Annotated in this window: 17 protein-coding genes and 1 riboswitch; all 17 genes read right to left on the bottom strand. The window is 49.7% G+C overall.

The genetic code is table 11. The features are described 5' to 3' along the window. Window positions 1–71: 71 nt before the first annotated feature. Entirely contained in the window at window positions 72–3,230 is a 3,159-nt protein-coding gene (locus ACSQ8O_RS01040; RefSeq protein ID WP_436240118.1) for a glycosyl hydrolase, read from the bottom strand. Window positions 3,231–3,246: 16 nt separating this feature from the next. Continuing rightward, window positions 3,247–4,848: a response regulator gene (locus ACSQ8O_RS01045; RefSeq protein WP_436240119.1), complete on the bottom strand. Its 1,602-nt coding sequence runs from the start codon at window positions 4,846–4,848 to the stop codon at window positions 3,247–3,249. Next, window positions 4,845–6,629 (bottom strand): cache domain-containing sensor histidine kinase, encoded by a 1,785-nt coding sequence (locus tag ACSQ8O_RS01050; protein ID WP_436240120.1) that lies wholly within the window; start codon window positions 6,627–6,629, stop codon window positions 4,845–4,847. Before ACSQ8O_RS01050 ends, ACSQ8O_RS01045 begins: the two co-directional genes overlap by 4 nt. Window positions 6,630–6,700: 71 nt before the next feature. Next, a complete protein-coding gene (locus ACSQ8O_RS01055; RefSeq protein WP_436240121.1) occupies window positions 6,701–8,314 on the bottom strand; it encodes an extracellular solute-binding protein in 1,614 nt (537 codons plus the stop codon). A 77-nt stretch (window positions 8,315–8,391) separates the two neighbouring features. Beyond that, a complete protein-coding gene (locus tag ACSQ8O_RS01060) occupies window positions 8,392–9,264 on the bottom strand; it encodes a carbohydrate ABC transporter permease (RefSeq protein ID WP_436240122.1) in 873 nt (290 codons plus the stop codon). A 15-nt stretch (window positions 9,265–9,279) separates the two neighbouring features. Next, window positions 9,280–10,182, bottom strand: a complete 903-nt coding sequence (locus ACSQ8O_RS01065; RefSeq protein WP_436240123.1) for an ABC transporter permease — start codon at window positions 10,180–10,182, stop codon at window positions 9,280–9,282. A 183-nt stretch (window positions 10,183–10,365) separates the two neighbouring features. Further along, complete coding sequence (locus tag ACSQ8O_RS01070; RefSeq protein WP_436240124.1) at window positions 10,366–11,376, bottom strand: glycoside hydrolase family protein; 1,011 nt, start codon at window positions 11,374–11,376, stop codon at window positions 10,366–10,368. A 474-nt stretch (window positions 11,377–11,850) separates the two neighbouring features. After that, on the bottom strand, window positions 11,851–13,101 hold the full coding sequence (glyA, locus tag ACSQ8O_RS01075) for a serine hydroxymethyltransferase (protein ID WP_056611727.1): 1,251 nt from the start codon (window positions 13,099–13,101) through the stop codon (window positions 11,851–11,853). 36 nt (window positions 13,102–13,137) lie between these two features. Continuing rightward, the gene (locus ACSQ8O_RS01080; RefSeq protein WP_436240125.1) at window positions 13,138–13,749 is read right to left on the bottom strand and encodes a TIGR01440 family protein; all 612 of its coding nucleotides are present in this window, start codon (window positions 13,747–13,749) and stop codon (window positions 13,138–13,140) included. Window positions 13,750–13,764: 15 nt separating this feature from the next. Continuing rightward, window positions 13,765–14,223, bottom strand: coding sequence for a ribose 5-phosphate isomerase B (rpiB, locus tag ACSQ8O_RS01085; protein WP_056611733.1), 459 nt, complete (start codon window positions 14,221–14,223; stop codon window positions 13,765–13,767). Window positions 14,224–14,327: 104 nt separating this feature from the next. Continuing rightward, window positions 14,328–14,408, bottom strand: a riboswitch (ZMP/ZTP riboswitch). A 109-nt stretch (window positions 14,409–14,517) separates the two neighbouring features. Next, window positions 14,518–15,090 carry a low molecular weight protein arginine phosphatase gene (locus ACSQ8O_RS01090; protein WP_436240126.1) on the bottom strand — a complete coding sequence of 191 codons (573 nt, stop codon included), beginning with the start codon at window positions 15,088–15,090 and terminating at the stop codon, window positions 14,518–14,520. Between the two features lie 55 nt (window positions 15,091–15,145). Continuing rightward, the gene (locus ACSQ8O_RS01095; protein ID WP_436240127.1) at window positions 15,146–15,706 is read right to left on the bottom strand and encodes a manganese efflux pump MntP; all 561 of its coding nucleotides are present in this window, start codon (window positions 15,704–15,706) and stop codon (window positions 15,146–15,148) included. Between the two features lie 65 nt (window positions 15,707–15,771). Then, window positions 15,772–16,851 (bottom strand): L-threonylcarbamoyladenylate synthase, encoded by a 1,080-nt coding sequence (locus ACSQ8O_RS01100; RefSeq protein WP_436240128.1) that lies wholly within the window; start codon window positions 16,849–16,851, stop codon window positions 15,772–15,774. 27 nt (window positions 16,852–16,878) lie between these two features. Next, window positions 16,879–17,646, bottom strand: a complete 768-nt coding sequence (gene spoIIR / locus ACSQ8O_RS01105) for a stage II sporulation protein R (RefSeq protein ID WP_056611746.1) — start codon at window positions 17,644–17,646, stop codon at window positions 16,879–16,881. A gap of 154 nt (window positions 17,647–17,800) precedes the next feature. Further along, a complete protein-coding gene (prmC, locus tag ACSQ8O_RS01110; RefSeq protein ID WP_436240129.1) occupies window positions 17,801–18,691 on the bottom strand; it encodes a peptide chain release factor N(5)-glutamine methyltransferase in 891 nt (296 codons plus the stop codon). Next, a complete protein-coding gene (gene prfA / locus ACSQ8O_RS01115; protein ID WP_056611751.1) occupies window positions 18,691–19,755 on the bottom strand; it encodes a peptide chain release factor 1 in 1,065 nt (354 codons plus the stop codon). The genes prmC and prfA overlap by 1 nt, the downstream gene beginning before the upstream one ends. Before the next feature lie 33 nt (window positions 19,756–19,788). Continuing rightward, on the bottom strand, window positions 19,789–20,889 hold the full coding sequence (gene ychF / locus ACSQ8O_RS01120; protein WP_236290506.1) for a redox-regulated ATPase YchF: 1,101 nt from the start codon (window positions 20,887–20,889) through the stop codon (window positions 19,789–19,791). Between the last annotated feature and the right edge of the window lie 48 nt (window positions 20,890–20,937).

The following is a 20,937-nucleotide window of genomic DNA, read 5'->3' on the forward strand; positions in this document are numbered from 1 at the left end:
TGACAAAAAACCCTCGTGAACCGCACTTTCCAATCGGAAAATGGGCTCATACAAGGGTTTGCATGTGAGGTTTAGCTGGCGTTAACCAGCAACAATTGAACGCCGGTCAGCCCGCAGCTGACCAAACAATAGCGATCCGTCCATATGTGATCGGCACCTGCATCGACCCAACCGATTTTATCGGTGAAGCTGGTGGGGCCAACAAAGGTGACTTCCCCTTTTAGATGATGATGGGGTCCAAATGTATTGCGCCCGCTGGTCAGCAGTTCGATTTGGAGCTGTACCTGTTCGCTCACTATTTCATCTGTTACGTCCAGCTGGTGGGCTCCCCAGAGAATCGTATGGGTGGTTCCACCATTCACTGTGATGTTCATAGCTGGACAGCGCATAGCGTCCCACTGAAGGACGAGCCTTCCGTTATTGTTGCGAATATGTTTCAACACTTGCTCGGGTAAGGTAAGCGTTTTGTCTGCGGTCACTCGTCCCGAATAGAACACCAATCCCTGCGTCGTGACGTCCGTCAAGTGAAGCTGCTTCGGCAGTGTGGTTAACGTGAATGGACCTTCCGTCCACAACGCCTCGCGCTCTGCCTGCTCCCAGCCGCCATGTGGCTTCACAGCGAATGGCCCCAGCACATACTTGCTTTCGACTTCAACATCGAATAAGAGCTTATTGCGAATTGGAGCCAAATTAGCACCTGCCACACCGAAGAACCGATAGACATCATCGTTACAATAAAAGGATCCAGACATGCGGATACGATTACTGCCCTCCCGCACAAATTCGCCAATTCTCAGCGTTGGGAAGCTGCGGTCACCGCCAAACCAGCCGTCAGCATCCTCCGCATGGACATACTGTCCATTGATCGCTAGCTCCCAATGCTCAGGACGCTCGACTGCCAGCTTCCACAGTGAACGATCCGTCTGCCGCATCAGCTCAGCATCCGTCTCGAAGGTGAACTCCAGCTCAATGTGCACCGGTCGCTGCATCGCGATACAATGCTCTTGGATGTTCAGCACATAAGTAGGAGATGTCCACTCTCCTCCATCTATTCGATAGGCGGCATAGTCGAGTGTCAGGGTATTAGATGTTGACAATTGGTAGTCCCATGGCGCATCTACGTTCGCTTCAACTACTGAGAATGTCTTCTCATTCAGTGAAGGAGATGCTGCCTGAGATGTATATCCGAATGGGGCCGGCTCCACCGCTGCCTCTCTATCCCAAACGGTGAAGAGCTTCGAATCGCCTGGGGCTAGCTTTATTCGCAATGACAACATTCGTGCATCAGCTTCGGCCTTTTCTCCTTTTTCCAAATCCAGCTCCATCCATACTCGCCGATCAGACGCTGGAATCTCCAACTCGATCATCCCGGTATCACCCGTATGCACAGCATAAAGTAACGTCACACCTGGCAATCGCCGTTCCTGCACATAGAGTTTTCGCAATGCTTCCTGTGATGTACCCTCCACTGGAAGCCAATCCTGACGTGCTTTCACATGCTCACGCAAGTCACTTAATTCCGCAACACGAACAATGCGATCGCGTAAGAACCACAATGACAACTCCTCACACCGCTCCCCCTTCAAGTAACGAGGCGCTTCACCCACCAGAATAACCTTTCCCCCGGCTTCTGCGAATGATTTCAGCAGTGCTAGGGTTGAAGCCTCCAACGTCAGCACATCATTCACGATCACCGTATCGTATGCCTGCTCCCCAATTTGCAAAACGCCGTCCAAGACACGGCTGTAGCGCTCCATCAACGTCTCGTCCCCGTAATCGAAATCACGCTGAAGCGCTAATAGTCCATGGGCTAACTCATCCATTCGGTCCTGCATGCGCTCTACAGCACTACTATCCTTCACGCTTTGCAGGAGCCAAGCTGATCGCATCGGATGCAGCACAAGAATCCCTGGAGCCGCCTTCCCGAGCGTCAACAAATACGTAAGCCTCGCAAAGTAATCATTAAACTGACTGTACACGTTCCACCACGGTTGCTGAATGTAAAGCGAAGGCGGATAATCCCGCTTCCGAACCCCACGAATCGAGTAGGATTGCAGATGAGGGCATAGTCGGTTCACACCTAGGACAAACTGCCACTCCGCGATGCGCTTCATCTCGCGAAAGCTCAAGTTCCAACCACAGCAACCGAAGGTTTCTGTAATCACGAACGGTTTACCCAACTGCCGCGCTACCGAGGCAGCCTGCTTAGGCAGCAACGTACTACGCGGCGTCCGCCCCAGCATATCAATACCCGGCATATGCATCCGTTCATACAGCGGCATCACGCCGGCCGTATACTGCATCTGGTCCATGAGAGTGTCTTCCCCCATGAAATGACCTGTCAGCTGCCAGCCGTGTGCCTCGCACCAGTCAGCTACCAAACGAACTGACGTTTGGAATCGTTCACTTACTAGATGCCAGAACTGATAGCGTGCGCGATAGGCTGCATCTTTCATAGACTCATCCGCTTCTGTTAGCAGCCAACCGATCGCGTTCGCAATCGAATCCCCATAACGTACAGAGTACTCTTGTGCGAAGTCAACAGACCACGGAACACCTGAGAACTTAAACTCATCGGTGAAAATGCCCGGCATTCCTGCTTCACCGAAACGGTCCCCCATACGCTGGAAATAAACATCGTGGCACGCCTGCAGGAAAGCCTCCATGGCTTTTTTAGATAAAATATCAATATAATAAGGATTCACGCGACACATTACAGCCACTGCGACATCCCAGTCGTCCAGCACCGCAGCCGCCTCTTGCACCCTCCATTGCTGCTCGTTCTCTCGACGAACAAGCAGGTACAGGAAGTCTGGATCCTGCTTAAGCGCTTCAACCTGTTGCCAAGCATCCTCTCTTTCGACTCGGATACCCTCTAGTGACTTCTGTTGATAGGAAGCTCCCAGTGCCGGCACAAAACCGTTAGCTGTTCCACTAGGCCATCCGTTCTCATCGTAACACCAAGCTTCAAGCCCTTGAGCCTTCGCTTCTTCCGCTGCTGTTTCTACCGCATCCAGAAATTCTTCGCCCATATAAGGGGTAAGCAGTCCCTGCCTCGTGTGCATGAAAAAGCCACCTAGCCCAGCTCGCTTCATTTCGCCAATTTGCCTGCGAAGCTCCTCGGGTTCCAGCTTATCATTCCATGACCAGAATGGCGTGCTTCTATAGGTAGCAGGTGGATTATGAAAAATCGATTCTTCGAATTGATCTCGAGCTTCCTTTGGTAACAAAGCAACTCTCTCCTCGTCAATCTCTCCAGCTTGCTGCGACAAACTTCTGTGGAGAGGTCCCGGTTATTTTTTTGAACAAGGTGCAAAAATACTTCTCATTATGAACACCAACAGCCTCAGCAAGCTCTAAATTCGAATAATCACGTTTACGCAACAACTCGATGGCCCGTTCTATCCTTCGCTTAGAGACGTAATCGGTGAAATTAATCCCTAATTCTTTCTTGAAAAGCTCACTCACATAAGTCGGATTCAAATGAATATGCTCTGCTACAACGCCTAAGGAAATTGATTCCTTCAGGTGATCTTCAACGAAACGCATCGCCTTCACCATTTCGGGGCGCAGACCGCTCCCTTCTGCACGGGCGTGCAGCTTCTCCCACTCCACGCGCAGCCGCTCCACCAGTTGATGCAGATGCGTACAGTCCGCAAATGTAACCACATCGGCTGTAACTTCATCATCCGCAGATAGCAACCGTTGGCGAAGGCGTGCACACCAGCCCTCGATATAACCCAGCATCTTGCCAGGAATAATCCGATGGTTATGCAAAACATGCAGCAAAGGCGCAAGCGCTTCGCCTCCCGACGACTTCGCACTAGAGCGCTCGAGCACTTGCTCGAAGCGTTCTGTGAGTTCGCGCCAGTCACTTTCGCTATAGCCTAGCCTGCGATTTGGCGTAATCACCGTGCCAAAGCTGGCGTAGAAAGTGTCGTCAAGCGCACCTTTGGCTTCCTCATAGGCCGCTGAAGCGGAACCCCAACCGTTGTACATCCGGCTCACACCCATCGAAACCGAGATCCGTAAATACGTTTTTATCGCATCACGGATGCTTTCCCCAAGCTCGTAACAGATTCGGTCGAACGATTGTTCGCTGCCCGCCCGAATCGTAGCCAGGGCAACAATGACGCCCTGCTGCAACTCACAAGCGAAGCAGCTCCCATTCTCTCGGAGCACTTCCTCGATAATATTTAACATGCCGTACTTGAGCATGTTACGGTCCGCTGGTGAATACTCCGAGCAGAATACATCGTAATTATCAAAACGCACAGCAAAGCACCCATATTGCCGCGGCTCAAAACCTGGTACTAGCTCTGCACTTCGGCGCTCCATGACAGGATCAGATACCTCTCCACGGAGTAGTTCTTCTAGCAGATGCTTGCGCAGACGATAGGAATTCTCCTTCACGGATCCGCTGAGGGTTTGTAGGTGCCGCTCCTTCTCCTCACGTGCGATCACGTTATCGCGTGCTTTGGACAAGGCCGTGCGTACATCTTCTTCGCGCAAGGGTACCTTGACCAAATATTCAAACACACCCATAGCAATCGCTTGTTTGGCATAGGCAAAATCCGAATAGGCGCTTAGGATGATGACTTCCACACCAGGCAATCGTTCCCGCAGCTGACGAACGAGCTCAATCCCGTCCATGCCAGGCATCACGATATCCGTGATAATGAGATCAGGACGCAGTTCTGCAGCCTTCTCCAGCGCTTCAGCGCCCGAATAAGCACGACCAACTAACCGGAATGGCATCCGCCGCTCGGCCCACCGCCCGAAGTATGTCTCTAGCCGCTGCACCATCGGCGGCTCATCATCCACAATGAGGCAAGTCACCTCTCTCATTGCGCCTCCCCCCTTCCGCGTTCCTCAAGCTGATCCTGTGCTGTATCATCTGGGAATGTCAGTGTTACACATGTTCCACGACCTGGTTCACTCCATACGCTAAGCCCATAAGGCTCCCCGTAATTTAAACGGATGCGTTGATGAATGTTGTACAAGCCTATTCGTTTACGGTGATCAAAATTTCTCCCTACAGGATCCTCAAGTAATAGCTCAGTTGTCTTATCAGGTGTCATACCAATCCCTTGATCCTCAACTTCAACAATGAGTTTGCCATCACGACGGACGGCAGACAACCGTATAGCTCCTGACTTACGTCCACCTGCATAGCCATGGAAAATACTGTTCTCCACAATCGGTTGCAACGCCATCCTCAATACAGGAAGTTCTAAAGTAACTGGATCAATCTCCTCTATGAGCTCAAATTCACAGTCATATCGGATCTTCTGGATATATAAATAATCTTTCACATTCCGCAATTCCTGTTCCAAGCTGACACGGTCTGAGAACTCCGTAATACCGTATTCCAAAATTGAAATTAGTGCTTCAATGATGTTATCGACCTCATGATAGCGCTCAAATGCGACCACATTGGAAATAGAACCTAGCGTGTTGTATAGAAAATGCGGATTGATTTGAGACTGTAGCACTTGAATTTCTAACTCTTTCTTCTTGCGCTCGCCACGGTTCACATGCTCAATTAAGGTGCGAATCTGGCCTAGCATATCATCAAATGTTGCTGCCAGCTTGCCGAATTCATCACGGCGTGCGCTCGATATGCTAACGTTCAAATCTCCGTGACCGACTTGATTGATTTTACGAATCAGATAATACACAGGCGTTCGAATCATGCGGGCCACGAAGCCGGCCGTCAACACACTAAGCAAGAAGCCAAGCAGCAGCAGGCCTACGAAAAATGTCTCCATCCTCTTGAGCGAAGTTTGCAGCGTCGTTCCGTCATAGAAGGCAAATACAATCCATTTGGTACGAGGATTAATGCTCTTCATAATGGTCACAGCTGTGCCGTTCATATGGTCAGTAAAGACATCGTCCTTGGACTCGACAAGCTCCCGACCATCTCGGTCATCAAAGCTCAGACGATGATCAACGATACTAAACAGGCGGCTGCCCGCTGGCTCCAGAATGACACGTCCCTCTTTGTCCATAATGCCTAACTGCAAATCGTTGCTACCGCCGCCAATTTTCTGCAATCGCTCCTGCATCGCAGTTAGATTCAGATCCACAGCCACGGCCATGGGTTCGCCAGCTATGGTAATTGCTTTGGTGAAAGTGACTGTCCAACCGGAGAAGAAATTCTGATACGGCTGGCTAACCGTCACGGCCCCATAGGCGTTGCTATAAGCCATTTTATATAGAGGATCACGATCATCTCTAGCGTCGTTAATGACCTTGGTTACAGGATTCCCGCCCAGAATGGATAAATCCTTGCGAATCACGTACACGTCTGTCAGCATGACCGAGTTCTCCCTATAGGCATTCTCCAGGGCAGCTTGCGCAGCCGTCAGATCATTACGCCACGAAGCCGCTGAAGTGGAGAGTTGGCCAATCGTATTTTGCACAAGAAGAAAGTACAGATCGATATATTCCTCTTCCTTATGCAGCAACTGTGTCGCTTGGTTGAGCTGACTAGACGTAATTTCATTCTTAATATAGCGGTAGGATAAGCCGCTTAGAATAGCCTCCGAGCTGAGCACGAAGACGAAACAGACCAGAAACAGTCGGAATGATATGTTGTGAAACCATTTCTTGATCCAATCTCGCATGTGCGCACCCCTCGTAGCTAGCTATACAAATGTGGAAAAAGAGGAGGCGTCTCCCCTTTTCCCTACCCTATTTATTTTATTACACCGTCACCCTGCAACTGCTTGGTATAATTGGCAATCGCATCGTTCAGCTTGAATTTGTCCTGCAGCGTCTTCACGTACGTATCCCAGTTCGTCAGAGGCTCTTTGCCCGTTACGAATTTGAGCATCATTTCATTGGCATATTTGAGGCGATCTTGCGACATCGGGTCAGCCGGATCGTCAAAAACACGTGGATTTACGTTATTATCCTTCAAGTAACTCGTGTTAATCTTCTGGTTCGCGTTTGTGATATCAGGTTTTTGGAAGTCGAAGTACACGCCGTCCGTCGCTTTGCGAACGAAAGCATAGTTATAGCGCCACTCAATTTCCTTCTCGTTGTAAGTAGATCTATCGATTAACTTCGGTGTGCCATTCGTCACAGTAAAGGACTTATCTTTGATCCCATAAGCTAGGAATGGATACGCGTCTTTATTGGTGTATAGATATTGAATGAACTGCATGGCACGCTTAGCTTTACCAGCATCCTTCATCGCTTCCTTCGAAAGTCCAATGAGGGACTGCTGGAATGGTTTCACGTCAAGGATTTGATCCCCATACGGCCCTTTTGGCGGCGCAATTTGCTTCCATTCCGGTACACTGCCTCCGGCATCCTGCATTTTCTTCGTTTCCGCAGGCTCCGAACGGCGCCAGTCTTCGATCATAATACCAACCTTGCCTTGGTACATTTTATTATCACGTTTGAGTCCGTCGTCGATCGTTACCCAGTCCGGGTCAACAACTTTCGTATCGATCATTTCTTTAATGAACGTCAGCGCTTCCTTCGTCTTCGCGTCGGTGTTGTAGACAACCACCTTACCATCTTTGACATCTACAAAGTTAGGCTGTACACCGTACATCCAGAAAATCTGTTGGAAGCCTTGCGCACCACTCGTGCTATAACCCAGTGAGCCGTCCTTCGGCAGCATCGCGACATAACCATACGTATCGTTCTTGCCATTACCATCTGGATCATTAAAAGTGAACGCTTTCATAACGTTGAGCAATTCTTGTGGATTTGTCGGAACTGACAGGTTCAACTTTTTGAGCCAAGTATTGTTGATCCACCAACCATTCACGCCGCCAACGGCTTCGGAAGCTGGTAAACCAATCGTATGACCTTTATATTTCATAGGCTCGAGGCGCGAGGGGTCGAATGCTTTCGGAAGCTCTGGGAACTCCTTCAACAAATCATCGAGATCGGCAAGCAAGCCTTGATCGTAGTATTTAATCGCAGAGGCACGGTCAGGAAAAGAGACGATATCCGGAATTTGATTAGAGGAGATCAGCAGGTTGAGCTTATCCTTCCAGTTCTCACCACCCATGATCATGTCGAGATCCATATTATTGTCTTTCTCGATCATTTGACGAATGGGATCCTGCTCTTTCGCCGGCATTGGCGTTGTTAACCGATAACCGACTGTATTATAAAAGCTAACTTTATACTTCTTGTCAGCTTCCACCGGTTTTGCCGTTTGCGAGGCTCCTGTAGAGGGGGCAACGCTCGCGCTTGGTGAAGCCGTATTCTCAGCCTTGCTGCAGCCTGCAGCAACAACCCCTAGGATTACAGTCATACTAAGCAACGCACTTGCGTGATTCTTTTTCATCTTGAACCTCTCCCTTTAGTCTATTATACATGCTATATCGAGAGTTGCCTCTAGATATCATCGATTTTGGCCCCACATTAACCTTTCACAGAGCCAAGCAGAACACCTCGGGTAAAATGCTTCTGGATGAACGGATACACAACCAGAATCGGTAACGTTGTAATGGCGACGGACGCCATTTGGACCGAAATGGGGTTCACCGAGTTAGCAGCTTCTGCTGCATCCCCGCTAATTGCGACAGAGGCGAGTAAGATCTGCCTTAGAAATAGCTGTACAGGCTGATTCTCTGGGGTGTTGATGTAGAGCAGGGCATCGAAATAACTATTCCAGTGCCACACGGCGTAGAAAAGGCCAATCGTCGCGATAATCGGTACAGACAGCGGAATAACGATGCGTACCAAGATGGCGATTTCCCCCGCTCCATCGATACGAGCAGCCTCGTCAATGGCCTCTGGCAGCTGTTCGAAAAAGCTTTTCACAATCATGAGATAGAACGCATTGATCAATCCAGGAATGATGAGTGACCATTCGGAATCGAGCAGTCCTATATTTTTCACGAGCAAGTAGCCCGGAATAATACCGCCGTTGAACAGCATGGTGAATACGATGAAAAGCAGGAATGGGCTTCGACCAGGCAACGCTTTGCGTGATAGTGGAAGTGCTGTAATCACGGTGAACACTAAGTTCAGCAGCGTACCGACAATGACACGAAAGAGGGTCACTTGGTAGGCATCGAGTAATCGGCCCCCTTGCATAATCTCTCGATATGCCGTCAATGTGGTATGCGTCGGAATAATGACTAGCCCGTCTTTCTTAATGAACTCGGATATCGGTGTTAGTGAGACGCTGATGACATACAGGAATGGCAATACACAGGAAGCAGCGAGCAGGCTGAGCAGCAAATAGTTAACACCTTGGGTGAGTCGGTCGCCAGTGGTCATGTGACGCATGGATAATTCCTCCTTCTACCAGATTTGTCCGTCGAATTTTTTGGCAATCCGATTCGCACCAAGTACAAGCACGAAGCCGATTACTGATTTGAACAATCCCACGGCGGTAGCAAGTCCAATGCGTCCCTCTTGTAAACCGACCCGATACACCCATGTCTCGATAACATCGGCCTTCTCTTGATTAAGCGGATTGAGCATAATGAAGATTTGGTCAAAGCCAACATCAAGAATGGCACTGAGCCGCAGCACGAGCATGAGGATAATGACGTTGCGAATACCTGGCAGTGTAATATGCCATAACTGACGGGACTGAGACGCGCCGTCCATCGTTGCCGCTTCGTAAAGGCTTGGATCAATACCTGTGAGCGCTGCCAAGTAAATGATGGCTCCCCAACCGACTGACTGCCAAATATCCGTTGTTACGATAAGGGATCGAATCAGACCAGACTCCGTTAAGAAGGATATGCGGTCTAAGTGGAAGGTGGTTAACAACTGGTTAACAAGCCCTGTTCCAGGTGCGAGGAAAGCCACCAGCAACCCGTAGATGATGACCCATGACAGAAAGTGAGGCAAGTAGGTCAGGGTTTGGATGGTTCTTTTGAACCCCGTTGAGGTAACGGCATTGAGCATTAAAGCGAGTATAATTGGCGCTGGAAACGAAAATACGAGCTTGTAAAACGAGATCAGAATGGTGTTTCCGATAATTTGCTTGAAGTACACACCATCGAAAAATAGCTGAAAGTTCTGCCAGCCGACCCACGGGCTTTCCCAGAGTCCTTGCAGGACGTTGTAGTTCTTAAATGCAGCGGCGATGTACACCATCGGCACATATTTGAATACCGCAAAGTACAGCAAGCCCGGAATTAATAGGGCATACATGACACCGTATCTCCGCAGCAGGTTCATCGTTCGATGCATGAGCTGCCTCTCCTCTCTCTGTTTGTTATACCTTTATTGTAGCGCCGCGGAAGAAGCGATCCTTTTCATATCTTTGGCAGATGGTCTAAAATCTTCGGAAATACGAAAGCCGCCTCCTAGTTGGAGACGGCTTTGCTAGATCAATTTTTGGCGAGCGTGATGTAATCAAAGGCTTGAAAATCATCATTCATCTCTTCCTAATGGGATTCGTATGTTATACGATCGGCTTCCCTCCCGTTCAAGCACGGCACACAGCAGGACGGCAGGCATTCCGCTCTCATCGAACCATAGCTGGGGGCGTTCCAGTCTGAGGACGGATTGTGCTACCCGGTGAGCCCAGGGAATTTGTAAATCGAAAGCCAGTACATGCCGCGATGGTTGCCACGCAATGCCGTCTGATGATTCAAATAAGGCCACTGAGCCCCGTTCAAATTTCGTAAAATAACCTTGAAAGTCCTTCATCAATGAATAGTACTCGTTGCCGTGACACCAAACATAAGGGTCCTCTACCGCCCAATCGTTCGTTGGGTTCGATACCGCCACCTCTGGCTGCTTGCGAAACGGTCCCAGCGGATGATCTGCGAAGGCTACGCCCGCATTAACTGCCCCGCCCTTTGGTGGAGGGCCCTCGGCCACACCTTTGTACATCATCAGGATACGGCCGTCAGCGGTCACACACACCGTAGGGTTGCTCGTCATGAGTCCATCCCACTCTCCTGGGGAGACATCGAGCACGGGCGACGTCCCTCGAGTCCATGGACCAGCGGGATGATCAGCCACAGCCACGCCGATACGCTGATGGTTACGATACGCCCACCAAGTTGCCTCATCGGCAGGTCGGTCGAGATCAAACTCGGGGCCATGCGTTCCCATGTAATACAAGTAATAACGATTACCATGGCGCAAAATGGCTGGATTGTGTGCCACATCCCTGTCCCAGCTCACTGCGCTATCTCTACATGTCCAAGCCGTATCCACGTGATGAAACGGACCCAACGGGTGATCGGCAACCGCATAGGCGATTTCGGAATGCGTGACCCATGCCTCAAAACCAGCACGTTCAGGCCAACGCGAATAATACAAGTAATACCTCCCCTCCGCATCTTGTGTCATCGATCCACACCAAACATGCCATCCATCTAGCTCGAACTTCGCCCCAGCCGGCACAGGCCGAAGCATCTCCTGAAAATTCATGTACACCTCTCCTAGCTGTGTAAGTGTTTACATTCGTACAGAACCAGTGTAAGGCGTCTGCCGCGCTGAAAGGTTTCATATTTTCGTAAGATGGTTTGAAGTTTTGGGATATGTGTTTGGAAGATTGGTGTGAACTGACCTTGGCTTGGCGCAGGATTGTGGCTGGCTTGTGGCTGGTGAGTGCATGGTGACTGGCGAGCGGTGTTTAGATGTATAAACTACAGCTAATTTTCTCGATTCTAACGTGTCGTCGTGAATAGATGGAAAAAGTACAGCTAATGTATCTCATACATGCTGAATCGAGCGAAACGAAGGAATTTACCTACAGGATATACAGTTAATCCTTCCGATTTGAGAAATAAGCTTCAAACAGATGGAGAAAATCCAGTTAGTTCGCGGGGCAGCCGGGAGTTGCGGTGGGGATGTGAACAAAAAAAGACCAGCTCCTATGAGCTGGCCCTATAAAAATAGCTATTAGTAAGTCAAACCTGGGTAAAGCGGGAATTGTGCCGTTAGATCAGACACCATACCACGAGCTTTCTCAAGCGTAGCTTCGTCTTTCGGATTTTTCAAAGTAAGACCGATAACCTTCGCAATGGTTTTCATTGCCTCTTCGTCCATACCACGGGAAGTAACAGCCGGTGTACCCAAACGGATACCGCTTGTTACGAACGGGCTAGTTGGGTCGAAAGGAATTGCGTTTTTGTTCGCTGTAATACCGATCTCATCCAAAACGTGCTCTGCGTCTTTACCGGAGATGTTAAGGTTACGCAAGTCAACCAACATCAAGTGATTGTCCGTACCGCCGGAAACAAGGTTGATACCTTCAGCTGTAAGAGCGGTTGCCAAAGCTTGTGCGTTGTTGATTACGTTTTGACCGTACACTTTGAAATCCGGTTGAAGAGCCTCACCGAAGGAAACAGCTTTCGCTGCAATTGTATGCATCAAAGGTCCACCTTGGGAACCAGGGAATACCGCTTTATCGATTGCTGCAGCCCAAGCTTTCTTCGTAAGGATCATACCGCCGCGAGGACCGCGAAGCGTTTTGTGTGTTGTTGTTGTAACGAAATGTGCGTGTGGTACTGGGTTCGGGTGCAAGCCAGCTGCAACTAGACCAGCGATATGCGCCATATCAACGAAGAACAATGCGCCTACATCGTTAGCGATCGAAGCCAATGCTTCGAAATCAATCGTACGCGGGTATGCACTTGCACCAGCTACGAGCATGCGAGGCTTATGTTTGAAAGCTGCTTTACGAACATCATCATAGTCGATGCGGAAATCTTTTTCGCTTACGCCATAAGCTACGAAGTTGTAAAGGATACCGGAAGCATTTACTGGGCTACCGTGTGTTAAGTGACCACCATGCGCAAGGTTCATACCAAGAACCGTGTCACCAGGGTTTAGAGCTGCCAAGTAAACAGCCATGTTCGCTTGTGCACCGGAATGCGGTTGAACGTTCGCGTGCTCAGCACCGAAAAGCTCTTTCGCGCGGTCACGAGCGATATCTTCCACGATGTCTACGTACTCACAGCCACCATAGTATCTTTTGCCTGGGTAGCCTTCTGCGTATTTGTTCGTAAGTACAGTACCCATAGCTTCAAGAACGGCTTGGCTCACGATGTTCTCGGAAGCGATTAGCTCGATTTTGTCGCGTTGACGGCCAAGCTCAAGGTTCATTGCTTCTACGATTTTCGGATCTTGCTTGCTCAAAAAGTTTGTCATCTCATATTCCTCCTAAGGATAATCGTTAATAATAAATTAGCAATCTGCATCAGGTGCAGCTTGTTGATAAAGTTGATCCGCCAGATCTGCGGAATATACAGCTCTAGTACCACCGATGAGCTTCGGCCTAGTGAATGCCATAGTGACATAAGCCTGGCCAATATGGCGAACCAGCGGCCTTACGGGAACAGCGACTCTGCGCAGATGCATCCCAATAAGCGTTGAGCCAATATCGATGCCTGCATGCGCTTGAATCGTCTCGACAACAACCGGCTTCAAGAAGTGTCTGTACGCATAAGAGGCCATCGAACCCCCTGCCTTCGGCACGGGAATCACAGATACCGGTTCAAGCTGCGGAGCCAGCGCCAGCAACTCTTCTTCCACAATCAGCGCACGATTCAAATGCTCGCAGCACTGATAGGCTGCATGCAGCCCGAATTCGCCGCAAATGCGCGCAACCGTCTCAAAAATCGGCTTCGCTGCATTAAGCGTACTCGATGTCCCAATCTGATGCCCGAGAATTTCACTCGTACTCGTACCGATCACAAGAATGTTACCAGGGCGAAGCCCGCCCACTGTAACCAGCTCTCGCAGATTCGCTTCCAAAGCTTCCGCTGCTGCTATAGGGTCAAATACGGAATCACTCATTATGCATCCTCATTTCTAGGGATGTACCGTGAAACGATCTTCGATGCTCTGCACTTTGTTGATGCGATTCTTATGGCGGACACCTTCAGAAAACTCGGTCTCTAACCAGATTTTAACGATTTCTTCCGCTACGCCAGGTCCAACTACTCGCTCACCCATCGCTAGCACGTTCGTATCATTATGTTCGCGCGTCGCTTTCGCGGAGAAGAGGTCATGCACAAGTGCACAGCGAATTCCCGGAACTTTATTGGCAGCAATGGACATCCCAATGCCAGTTCCACAAAGCAGAATCCCTTTATCTGCCTCGCCTGAAACGACTTTTTCGCAAACTTGAAGTGCATAATCCGGATAATCGACGGAGTCGCCGCAGCTGCATCCGAAATCGATCACTTGATGACCTAATGATTCAATAAAAGGAATGATAACATCTTTCAAACGATAGCCTGCATGATCTGCACCTAAAGCAATTTTCATGAATAAAACGCTCCTTTTTGACTGTTCGAATCCGACCATCCTATTATATCCCAAAGCTCACCAAAAACGAAAAAAAGAGCGCACACGCTAAAAAACGCGCGTTGCTCTTTTGCCCAGGCGACCGGCCGTATAGCTCAATGCTCCATTGTGGTTACTCCCACTCGTCGCCAGTTACATTGAGTCTTGCTTGTTATTTGTATTTTATCGCATTCCCAGCAATGTGTAAAGCTCTATTGGCCTATCCCACTGAGGGCCTTTATGGAAAAAGCAAACGTCCGAGTTAACCTCGGAAGACTAGCGTATTTTTTTTACCAATTTATCTAGGCTCCGACTAATTTCCTCGGCTGTATACCGATAATCGGCTAGTGATCCACCATAAGGATCTGAAATATCATAGTCTGGAATTGTGTTTTCCAGCGCATACATACGGCTTCTTTCTTCCACAGATACCGTCTGAGATAGCGCTTGTTTGAGCTGAAGCTCTGTCGCAAGCTGCTCTCGCTCCTCAATCGCATTGAGAATGCGAGCATCGTCCTCTACATACTCTTTGAGCGTATACGTCTTCTCGACCGCATGAGGAAAGCGTCCAATCACGGTACGTTTATGACCCGTCGTCATCGTCAAGACCAGATCAGCCCAATCGACATCCGCAGCACTAATCGCTAGCGAACTAATCGATTCCTTGAAACCCGCTTCATGAAGAAGTGACTGGCTGTTTCTCGATATCGGACCACCCGTCATTGCAGATACACCTGCCGAACGGACCTCCGCCGCAAGCCCCTCTTGATGCACCCTCATACGCAGCAAACCTTCAGCTAACGGACTGCGGCACGTATTTCCTGTACAGACAAATAGAATTCGCAACATGAAATCCTCCCTAGAATAAACGGCTATACCACCGTTCGTACTTACACGTATTGTATCATAGTAAAAACTTGATCCCAAACCCTAATAGGATAAGTCCACCGAATGCCTCACCATATTCCCCAACCCAACCGCTAACTCGTCTTCCTAGCAGCAAGCCCGCTATTGAGAGTAAGCCGCCAAATAGACCGAAGATCAGTACGGTAAGCACAATGTCCGTCGCAAACATCCCAAGAGAAACACCCACTGAGAAGGAATCTATACTAACACTGAGTGCAAATATAATAAGCCCCCATAACGTTCGATGATCGAAGGCCGAAGCCTCTTCCCCGCGTATCGAGCTATATACCATATGTGCGCCAAGCAAAATAAGTAAACATCCCCCTGCCGCCGTAGCGACATTTCCCAGAAGGAGGGAGACATACTGCCCCATAAACATCCCCATCAATGGCATGAGCACGTGAAAGAGACCGATAATTATGCTGATTTTCAAAATATCCAACAGACGAATGCCCTTCATCCCTATGCCAATTCCTAACGAAAAAGCATCTAGGCCCAAAGCAATCGCCATTATTCCAATTGTCATGAGTTGCCCAACTTGTACCCCAGATGCGAGCATAGCACGATCCCCCTTGTCCACGATTCTTTCTCAAGATATGCGGACAAACTGGGAATCATGCTAATTTAGAGGAGAACCCGCTCGTGGCCTGCTGCTTTGAGCAGTCGATTCATAATGGCGCTGCCAATCCCTGCATCTGGAACACCTTCTGCAACAATATAGCTAATGCCTTTGTGATCAAAAGTCCGCAGAGCGGCATAAAGATCTCGAGCTATTGTTTCTGGCTGTGACAAGGAGCCGCATGCGACAACGAGATCCGCTCGGTATCCGCCTACTCTTTCTTCAAAAGTGAGAATACCCGTTGACTCTCCCCGTGACTTTGCGGCATCGATATCGCGTTGAATCCATGCGGAGACTTCTAGCTCGTCGTCCCCTTGAACGATATGCATATAGCCTTTCGGCGCATAGTGCGTGTACTTCATACCTGGCGCACGAGGCGTATCCGCAGCTTCAACCTCTGTCGGTTCAGCTACATGAATACGCATATCTGGCAAAACCGCCTGCAGCTGCTCCGAAGTCACTCCACCTGGCCGCAACACGTATAACTCACCGTCTACAAGTTGAATAACCGTAGATTCTACACCGACACCCGTTGCACCACCGTCTACAATCCCGCCAATCTTGCCATCCAAATCATCTCGCACATGCGATGCCAACGTCGGGCTCGGTCTACCCGAGCTATTCGCGCTCGGCGCTGCGATCGGAAGTCCCGCTTCCCGCAGCAACTGTAGGGCTACCGGATGGTCTGGGATACGAATACCGACCGTTTGCAGTCCAGCCGTAACGAACGGCGAAAGGCTACCTGCACGTACAGGTAGCACAATGGTTAATGGTCCAGGCCAGAAAGCCTTCATTAGCGCCCGATGATAAGCTGTGAGACTATCTGGCTGAACAAGGCCTGAGAGCTGCGTCGCATCAGCGATATGTACGATTAGAGGATTGTCGGAGGGCCTCCCTTTTGCGGCAAAAATCTGCAGAACCGCTTCGGTATTCGTCGCATCGGCACCAAGTCCGTAAACCGTTTCAGTCGGAAAAGCGACTGTATCCCCTTGTCGCAAGAGACTTGCTGCCTCTGCTATATCCTGGGCTAACTCACTCTGCTCGCCTTGATCCACGTTCCAATAGGTTGTCACAATCACTCTCATCCTTACTTGTATGAAATAAAATGTACATTAGCTAAACCAGGAAAAGATCGCCTTAAACATTTCCCAGATAAAGAACTTCACTTTCGGTTGAGCTGGCTCTTCGGTCGTGGAAGTTGAAACTGAAGCTGCTACTACCTCAACTTTAGCGTCCTTCTTAGCAACTTTCTCTGTAGAAGCAGCTTTGTCCTTGCTAGTTTTAGCCTTATCTTCTTTAACCGGTTGCTTTTCCTTGCCGTTCTCATCCGTTGTTTTGGCCACTACAACTGCTGCCGAAGCAACCGCTTCACCCGATACGGAATCTACAAAGCATAACGGTGGAAATAAGACGCACCACCAATTTTGTCCTTCACCAGAACCAATCACAACACGTAAAGCTTCATAATCCCCAGCTGGGTAGACATCGTTACCGTACATTTTGGTTGGAAAAGGGACAACACCTAGCTCCACTGTATGCGGGTAGTTGTAGCCGCGGGAGGCAATCATCTCGCCAACGAGTTGATCGAATTCAGGCAAATGCGCATTCACGACCGCTCTAGCCTCGTCCAAGGAATGTGGTCCAACAACCCAATCCGCCATACGGGCAATAATCGCATCGCGAATCTCGCGTTTCAAGGCTTGGTCCTGCGCAGAATCCGAGTTTGCTAGAATACGCAAACGAATCGATTCTTCTGGTATCGTAGGCGAAATAACCGCCGCATTCGTACGATTGGATTCCCAACACATAATCATAAGTATAAGTGCAAAAACAATGAATGATAAGCTCTTAACTGAGTGGCGCTCCGTTCTCTTAACCATGGAGAGTAGCCCCTTTCCCTTTCCCGTCATCTACTAGCCAGTATGGACAATAGTGGGTGGGGCTAAACCTATGAATCTATTATTTTTTGCAAAATGATAGAGTTGGTCCTCCGAATAGAGAGAGGAAGTGAGGTAGCCGATCTCGGAGGATCGGCTACTCGGAAGCACGAATCGCGATCACGTGGCGATCGATCCCTTGGAGATCCTGCACGAAGCGGATCTCCCTCCAATCCGCGGCGGCGCGCAGCAACGCCGCAACCGCCTCCGCCTGCCCGATGCCCACCTCGAACCCGACCACGGTCGGGATTCGTGGCAGCCGATGCAGCTGAGAGACCATCCGGCGGTATAGGTCGAGTCCCTCGACACCGCCGAATAGAGCAGTGTGCGGCTCGAATAGCCGCACCTCAGGCATCAGCGCCGGCAGGTCGCCATCCGGAATGTAGGGTGGGTTCGACACCACCATATCCGGCGCGAGCCCGCGCTCAATATAAGGCTCGAGGAGGTCGCCCTCGAGCCAGGTTATCCGCGCAGCCACGTCGTGGCGCTGCGCATTCTTACGGGCCATCTCCAGCGCTGCCGCGGAGATGTCGCTGGCTGCCACGCGCCACGCAGGGCGCGCGTGTGCGATTGTCACCGGGATGATACCACTCCCGGTGCCCACATCCGCAAGCAGCGGAGCGCCTTGCGGGAACAGACGCGAACCCTCGTGGAGCATCGCCTCCACGAGCAGCTCGGTCTCCGGCCGCGGGATCAGCACGGCCGGCCCGACTTCAAACGGAAGGCCGAAGAAATCCTGCTCACCGGTAATGTACTGCACCGGTTCACCCGCGGCCTTCCTTGCAACGAGCTGGTCCCACGTAGCGACCAGCTCCACTGGCATCTGTTCCTGCCACCAGCGGAACAGCAGTTCAGTCCGCGTACAGCCACCTAAGAGGTGCTGCAACAATAACTCTGTGCAAGACGAAGCCTCTGCGACGCCTTGCTCCGCTAAAAAAGAAGAAGCCTTCACAAAGGCTTCTCTCACACTCATGTTGGCAGTCGTCATTACATTGCCTCTAAGGCATCGGATTGTGCAGCAATCGTTAACGCTGACACAATTTCCGCCATATCGCCGTTCAGCACCGTCTCCAAACGGTGAAGGGTCAAGCCGATACGGTGATCGGTAATCCGGCTTTGCGGGAAGTTGTACGTACGAATACGCTCTGAACGGTCGCCCGTTCCGACTTTGCTTTTACGCTCGCCGGCATATTTCGCTTCTTCTTCTTCACGCAATTTATCTGAAATCCGCGTACGAAGTACGCGAAGCGCTGACTCTTTATTGGAGTTCTGCGATTTACCATCCTGACACGTTGCGACGATACCCGTTGGTACGTGGGTTACACGCACAGCGGATTTCGTTGTATTAACGGACTGACCGCCTGCTCCACTGGAACAGAATGTGTCTACGCGAATATCCGCATCGTGGATGACGATTTCCACATCTTCTGCCTCCGGCATAACAACAACCGTCGACGTGGAGGTGTGGATCCGTCCACCGGATTCCGTTACTGGAATACGTTGAACACGGTGCGCACCGCTCTCGAACTTGAGCTTGCTATAGGCACCTTTACCCGTAATCATGAAAATTATTTCTTTAAATCCGCCCAAATCATTCACGGATGCATCCAAAATCTCCGTTCTCCAACCTTGCGCATCCGCATAACGCGTATACATCCGGTAGAGGTCGCCTGCGAACAGCGCAGCTTCATCGCCACCTGCCGCGCCGCGAATTTCCACGATGACGTTCTTGTCATCATTAGGATCTTTCGGCATCATCAAAATGCGGAGATGTTCTTCGAGTTTAGCAGATTGCTCGCTAAGCTCTTCGATCTCCATTTTGACCATTTCGCGCATCTCATCATCCAGCTTCTCATTCTGCATCACTTTCGCATCAGCTAGCTGTTCGCTCACACTCTTATATTCATTATAAGCATCGTAAGCTTCCTGAAGATCAGATTGCTCTTTGGAATACTCTCTTAGTTTCTTCGTATCACTCGTTACATCCGGGTCACACAATAACTCGCTTAGTTTGTCATAGCGGTCCACAATGGACTGAAGTCGATCCAACATAGGGGATCACTCCTTTCTTATTTTTGTAAGTAATTAAACGTTGAAACGGAAATGCATAACGTCGCCGTCATTTACTACGTACTCTTTACCTTCAAGGCGAACTTGCCCTTTTTCCTTCGCACCCGCCATGGATCCTGCAGCAGCCAAATCGTGATAAGAAACAACCTCTGCACGAATAAATCCACGTTCGAAATCCGTATGAATGACGCCAGCCGCTTGAGGAGCTTTCGTTCCTTTACGAATCGTCCATGCTCTAACTTCTTGAACTCCAGCTGTGAAATACGTGTACAAGCCGAGTTTGCGATAAGCAGCTTTAATCAATCTATTCAAGCCGGACTCTTGAAGTCCCAACTCTTCCAGGAACATCGCTTTTTCTTCGTCTTCCAGCTCAGCAATTTCGGATTCAACCTTCGCGCTAATGGAAACAACTTCGTTGTTTTCTTTCTCTGCGAATTCCTTCACAATTTTAACGTATGCATTATCGTCCGCCGTTGCAACTTCATCTTCACTCACGTTTGCCGCGTAGAGCACTGGCTTCATCGTTAGCAAATGTAGATCGCGAACCAGAAGGCGCTCATCTTCTGTTAAATCCAAGCTGCGTGCTGGCATATCATTATATAAGGCTTCTTTGATACGTTCCAAACATTCAACTTCAGCAACTACTTTCTTGTCGCCGCCTTTGAGGTTTTTGCGTGAACGCTCGATCTTTTTATCAACCGACTCAATGTCTGCCAAAATCAATTCAAGATTAATCGTCTCGATGTCGCCAATCGGATCAACTTTCCCTGAAACGTGAGTAATATTATCATCCTCAAAACAACGGACAACATGCACAATCGCATCAACTTCGCGGATGTGTGCTAGAAATTTATTTCCAAGGCCTTCGCCTTTGCTCGCACCCTTAACTAAACCCGCAATGTCAACGAATTCAAAGGCTGTCGGCACGATGCTCTTAGGCACAACGATTTCCACCAGCTTCTGCAATCTCTCGTCTGGTACTTCTACTACCCCAACATTCGGATCGATCGTACAGAACGGATAATTCGCAGATTCTGCCCCCGCCTGTGTAATTGCATTAAACAATGTCGATTTTCCTACGTTCGGTAGACCGACGATACCTGCTTTCAAAGCCATTGTCGTTACAACTCCTTAATTTTCGAAAATCATCCTTCTTATTATATA

It is taken from the genome of Paenibacillus sp. LjRoot56, from assembly GCF_964253335.1.
In the GTDB taxonomy this organism is placed as follows: domain Bacteria; phylum Bacillota; class Bacilli; order Paenibacillales; family NBRC-103111; genus Paenibacillus_E; species Paenibacillus_E allorhizoplanae.

Coding starts and splice junctions, on each gene's coding strand:
- prmC (WP_436240129.1), bottom strand. CDS start 18,691: ATGACGACTGCCAACATGAGTGTGAGAGAAGCCTTTGTGAAGGCTTCT.
- ychF (WP_236290506.1), bottom strand. CDS start 20,889: ATGGCTTTGAAAGCAGGTATCGTCGGTCTACCGAACGTAGGAAAATCG.
- glyA (WP_056611727.1), bottom strand. CDS start 13,101: ATGACAAACTTTTTGAGCAAGCAAGATCCGAAAATCGTAGAAGCAATG.
- ACSQ8O_RS01100 (WP_436240128.1), bottom strand. CDS start 16,851: ATGAGAGTGATTGTGACAACCTATTGGAACGTGGATCAAGGCGAGCAG.
- ACSQ8O_RS01070 (WP_436240124.1), bottom strand. CDS start 11,376: ATGAATTTTCAGGAGATGCTTCGGCCTGTGCCGGCTGGGGCGAAGTTC.
- spoIIR (WP_056611746.1), bottom strand. CDS start 17,646: ATGGTTAAGAGAACGGAGCGCCACTCAGTTAAGAGCTTATCATTCATT.
- prfA (WP_056611751.1), bottom strand. CDS start 19,755: ATGTTGGATCGACTTCAGTCCATTGTGGACCGCTATGACAAACTAAGC.
- ACSQ8O_RS01050 (WP_436240120.1), bottom strand. CDS start 6,629: ATGCGAGATTGGATCAAGAAATGGTTTCACAACATATCATTCCGACTG.
- ACSQ8O_RS01095 (WP_436240127.1), bottom strand. CDS start 15,706: ATGCTCGCATCTGGGGTACAAGTTGGGCAACTCATGACAATTGGAATA.
- ACSQ8O_RS01060 (WP_436240122.1), bottom strand. CDS start 9,264: ATGCGTCACATGACCACTGGCGACCGACTCACCCAAGGTGTTAACTAT.
- ACSQ8O_RS01065 (WP_436240123.1), bottom strand. CDS start 10,182: ATGCATCGAACGATGAACCTGCTGCGGAGATACGGTGTCATGTATGCC.
- ACSQ8O_RS01090 (WP_436240126.1), bottom strand. CDS start 15,090: ATGTTGCGAATTCTATTTGTCTGTACAGGAAATACGTGCCGCAGTCCG.
- rpiB (WP_056611733.1), bottom strand. CDS start 14,223: ATGAAAATTGCTTTAGGTGCAGATCATGCAGGCTATCGTTTGAAAGAT.
- ACSQ8O_RS01045 (WP_436240119.1), bottom strand. CDS start 4,848: ATGAGAGAGGTGACTTGCCTCATTGTGGATGATGAGCCGCCGATGGTG.
- ACSQ8O_RS01055 (WP_436240121.1), bottom strand. CDS start 8,314: ATGAAAAAGAATCACGCAAGTGCGTTGCTTAGTATGACTGTAATCCTA.
- ACSQ8O_RS01080 (WP_436240125.1), bottom strand. CDS start 13,749: ATGAGTGATTCCGTATTTGACCCTATAGCAGCAGCGGAAGCTTTGGAA.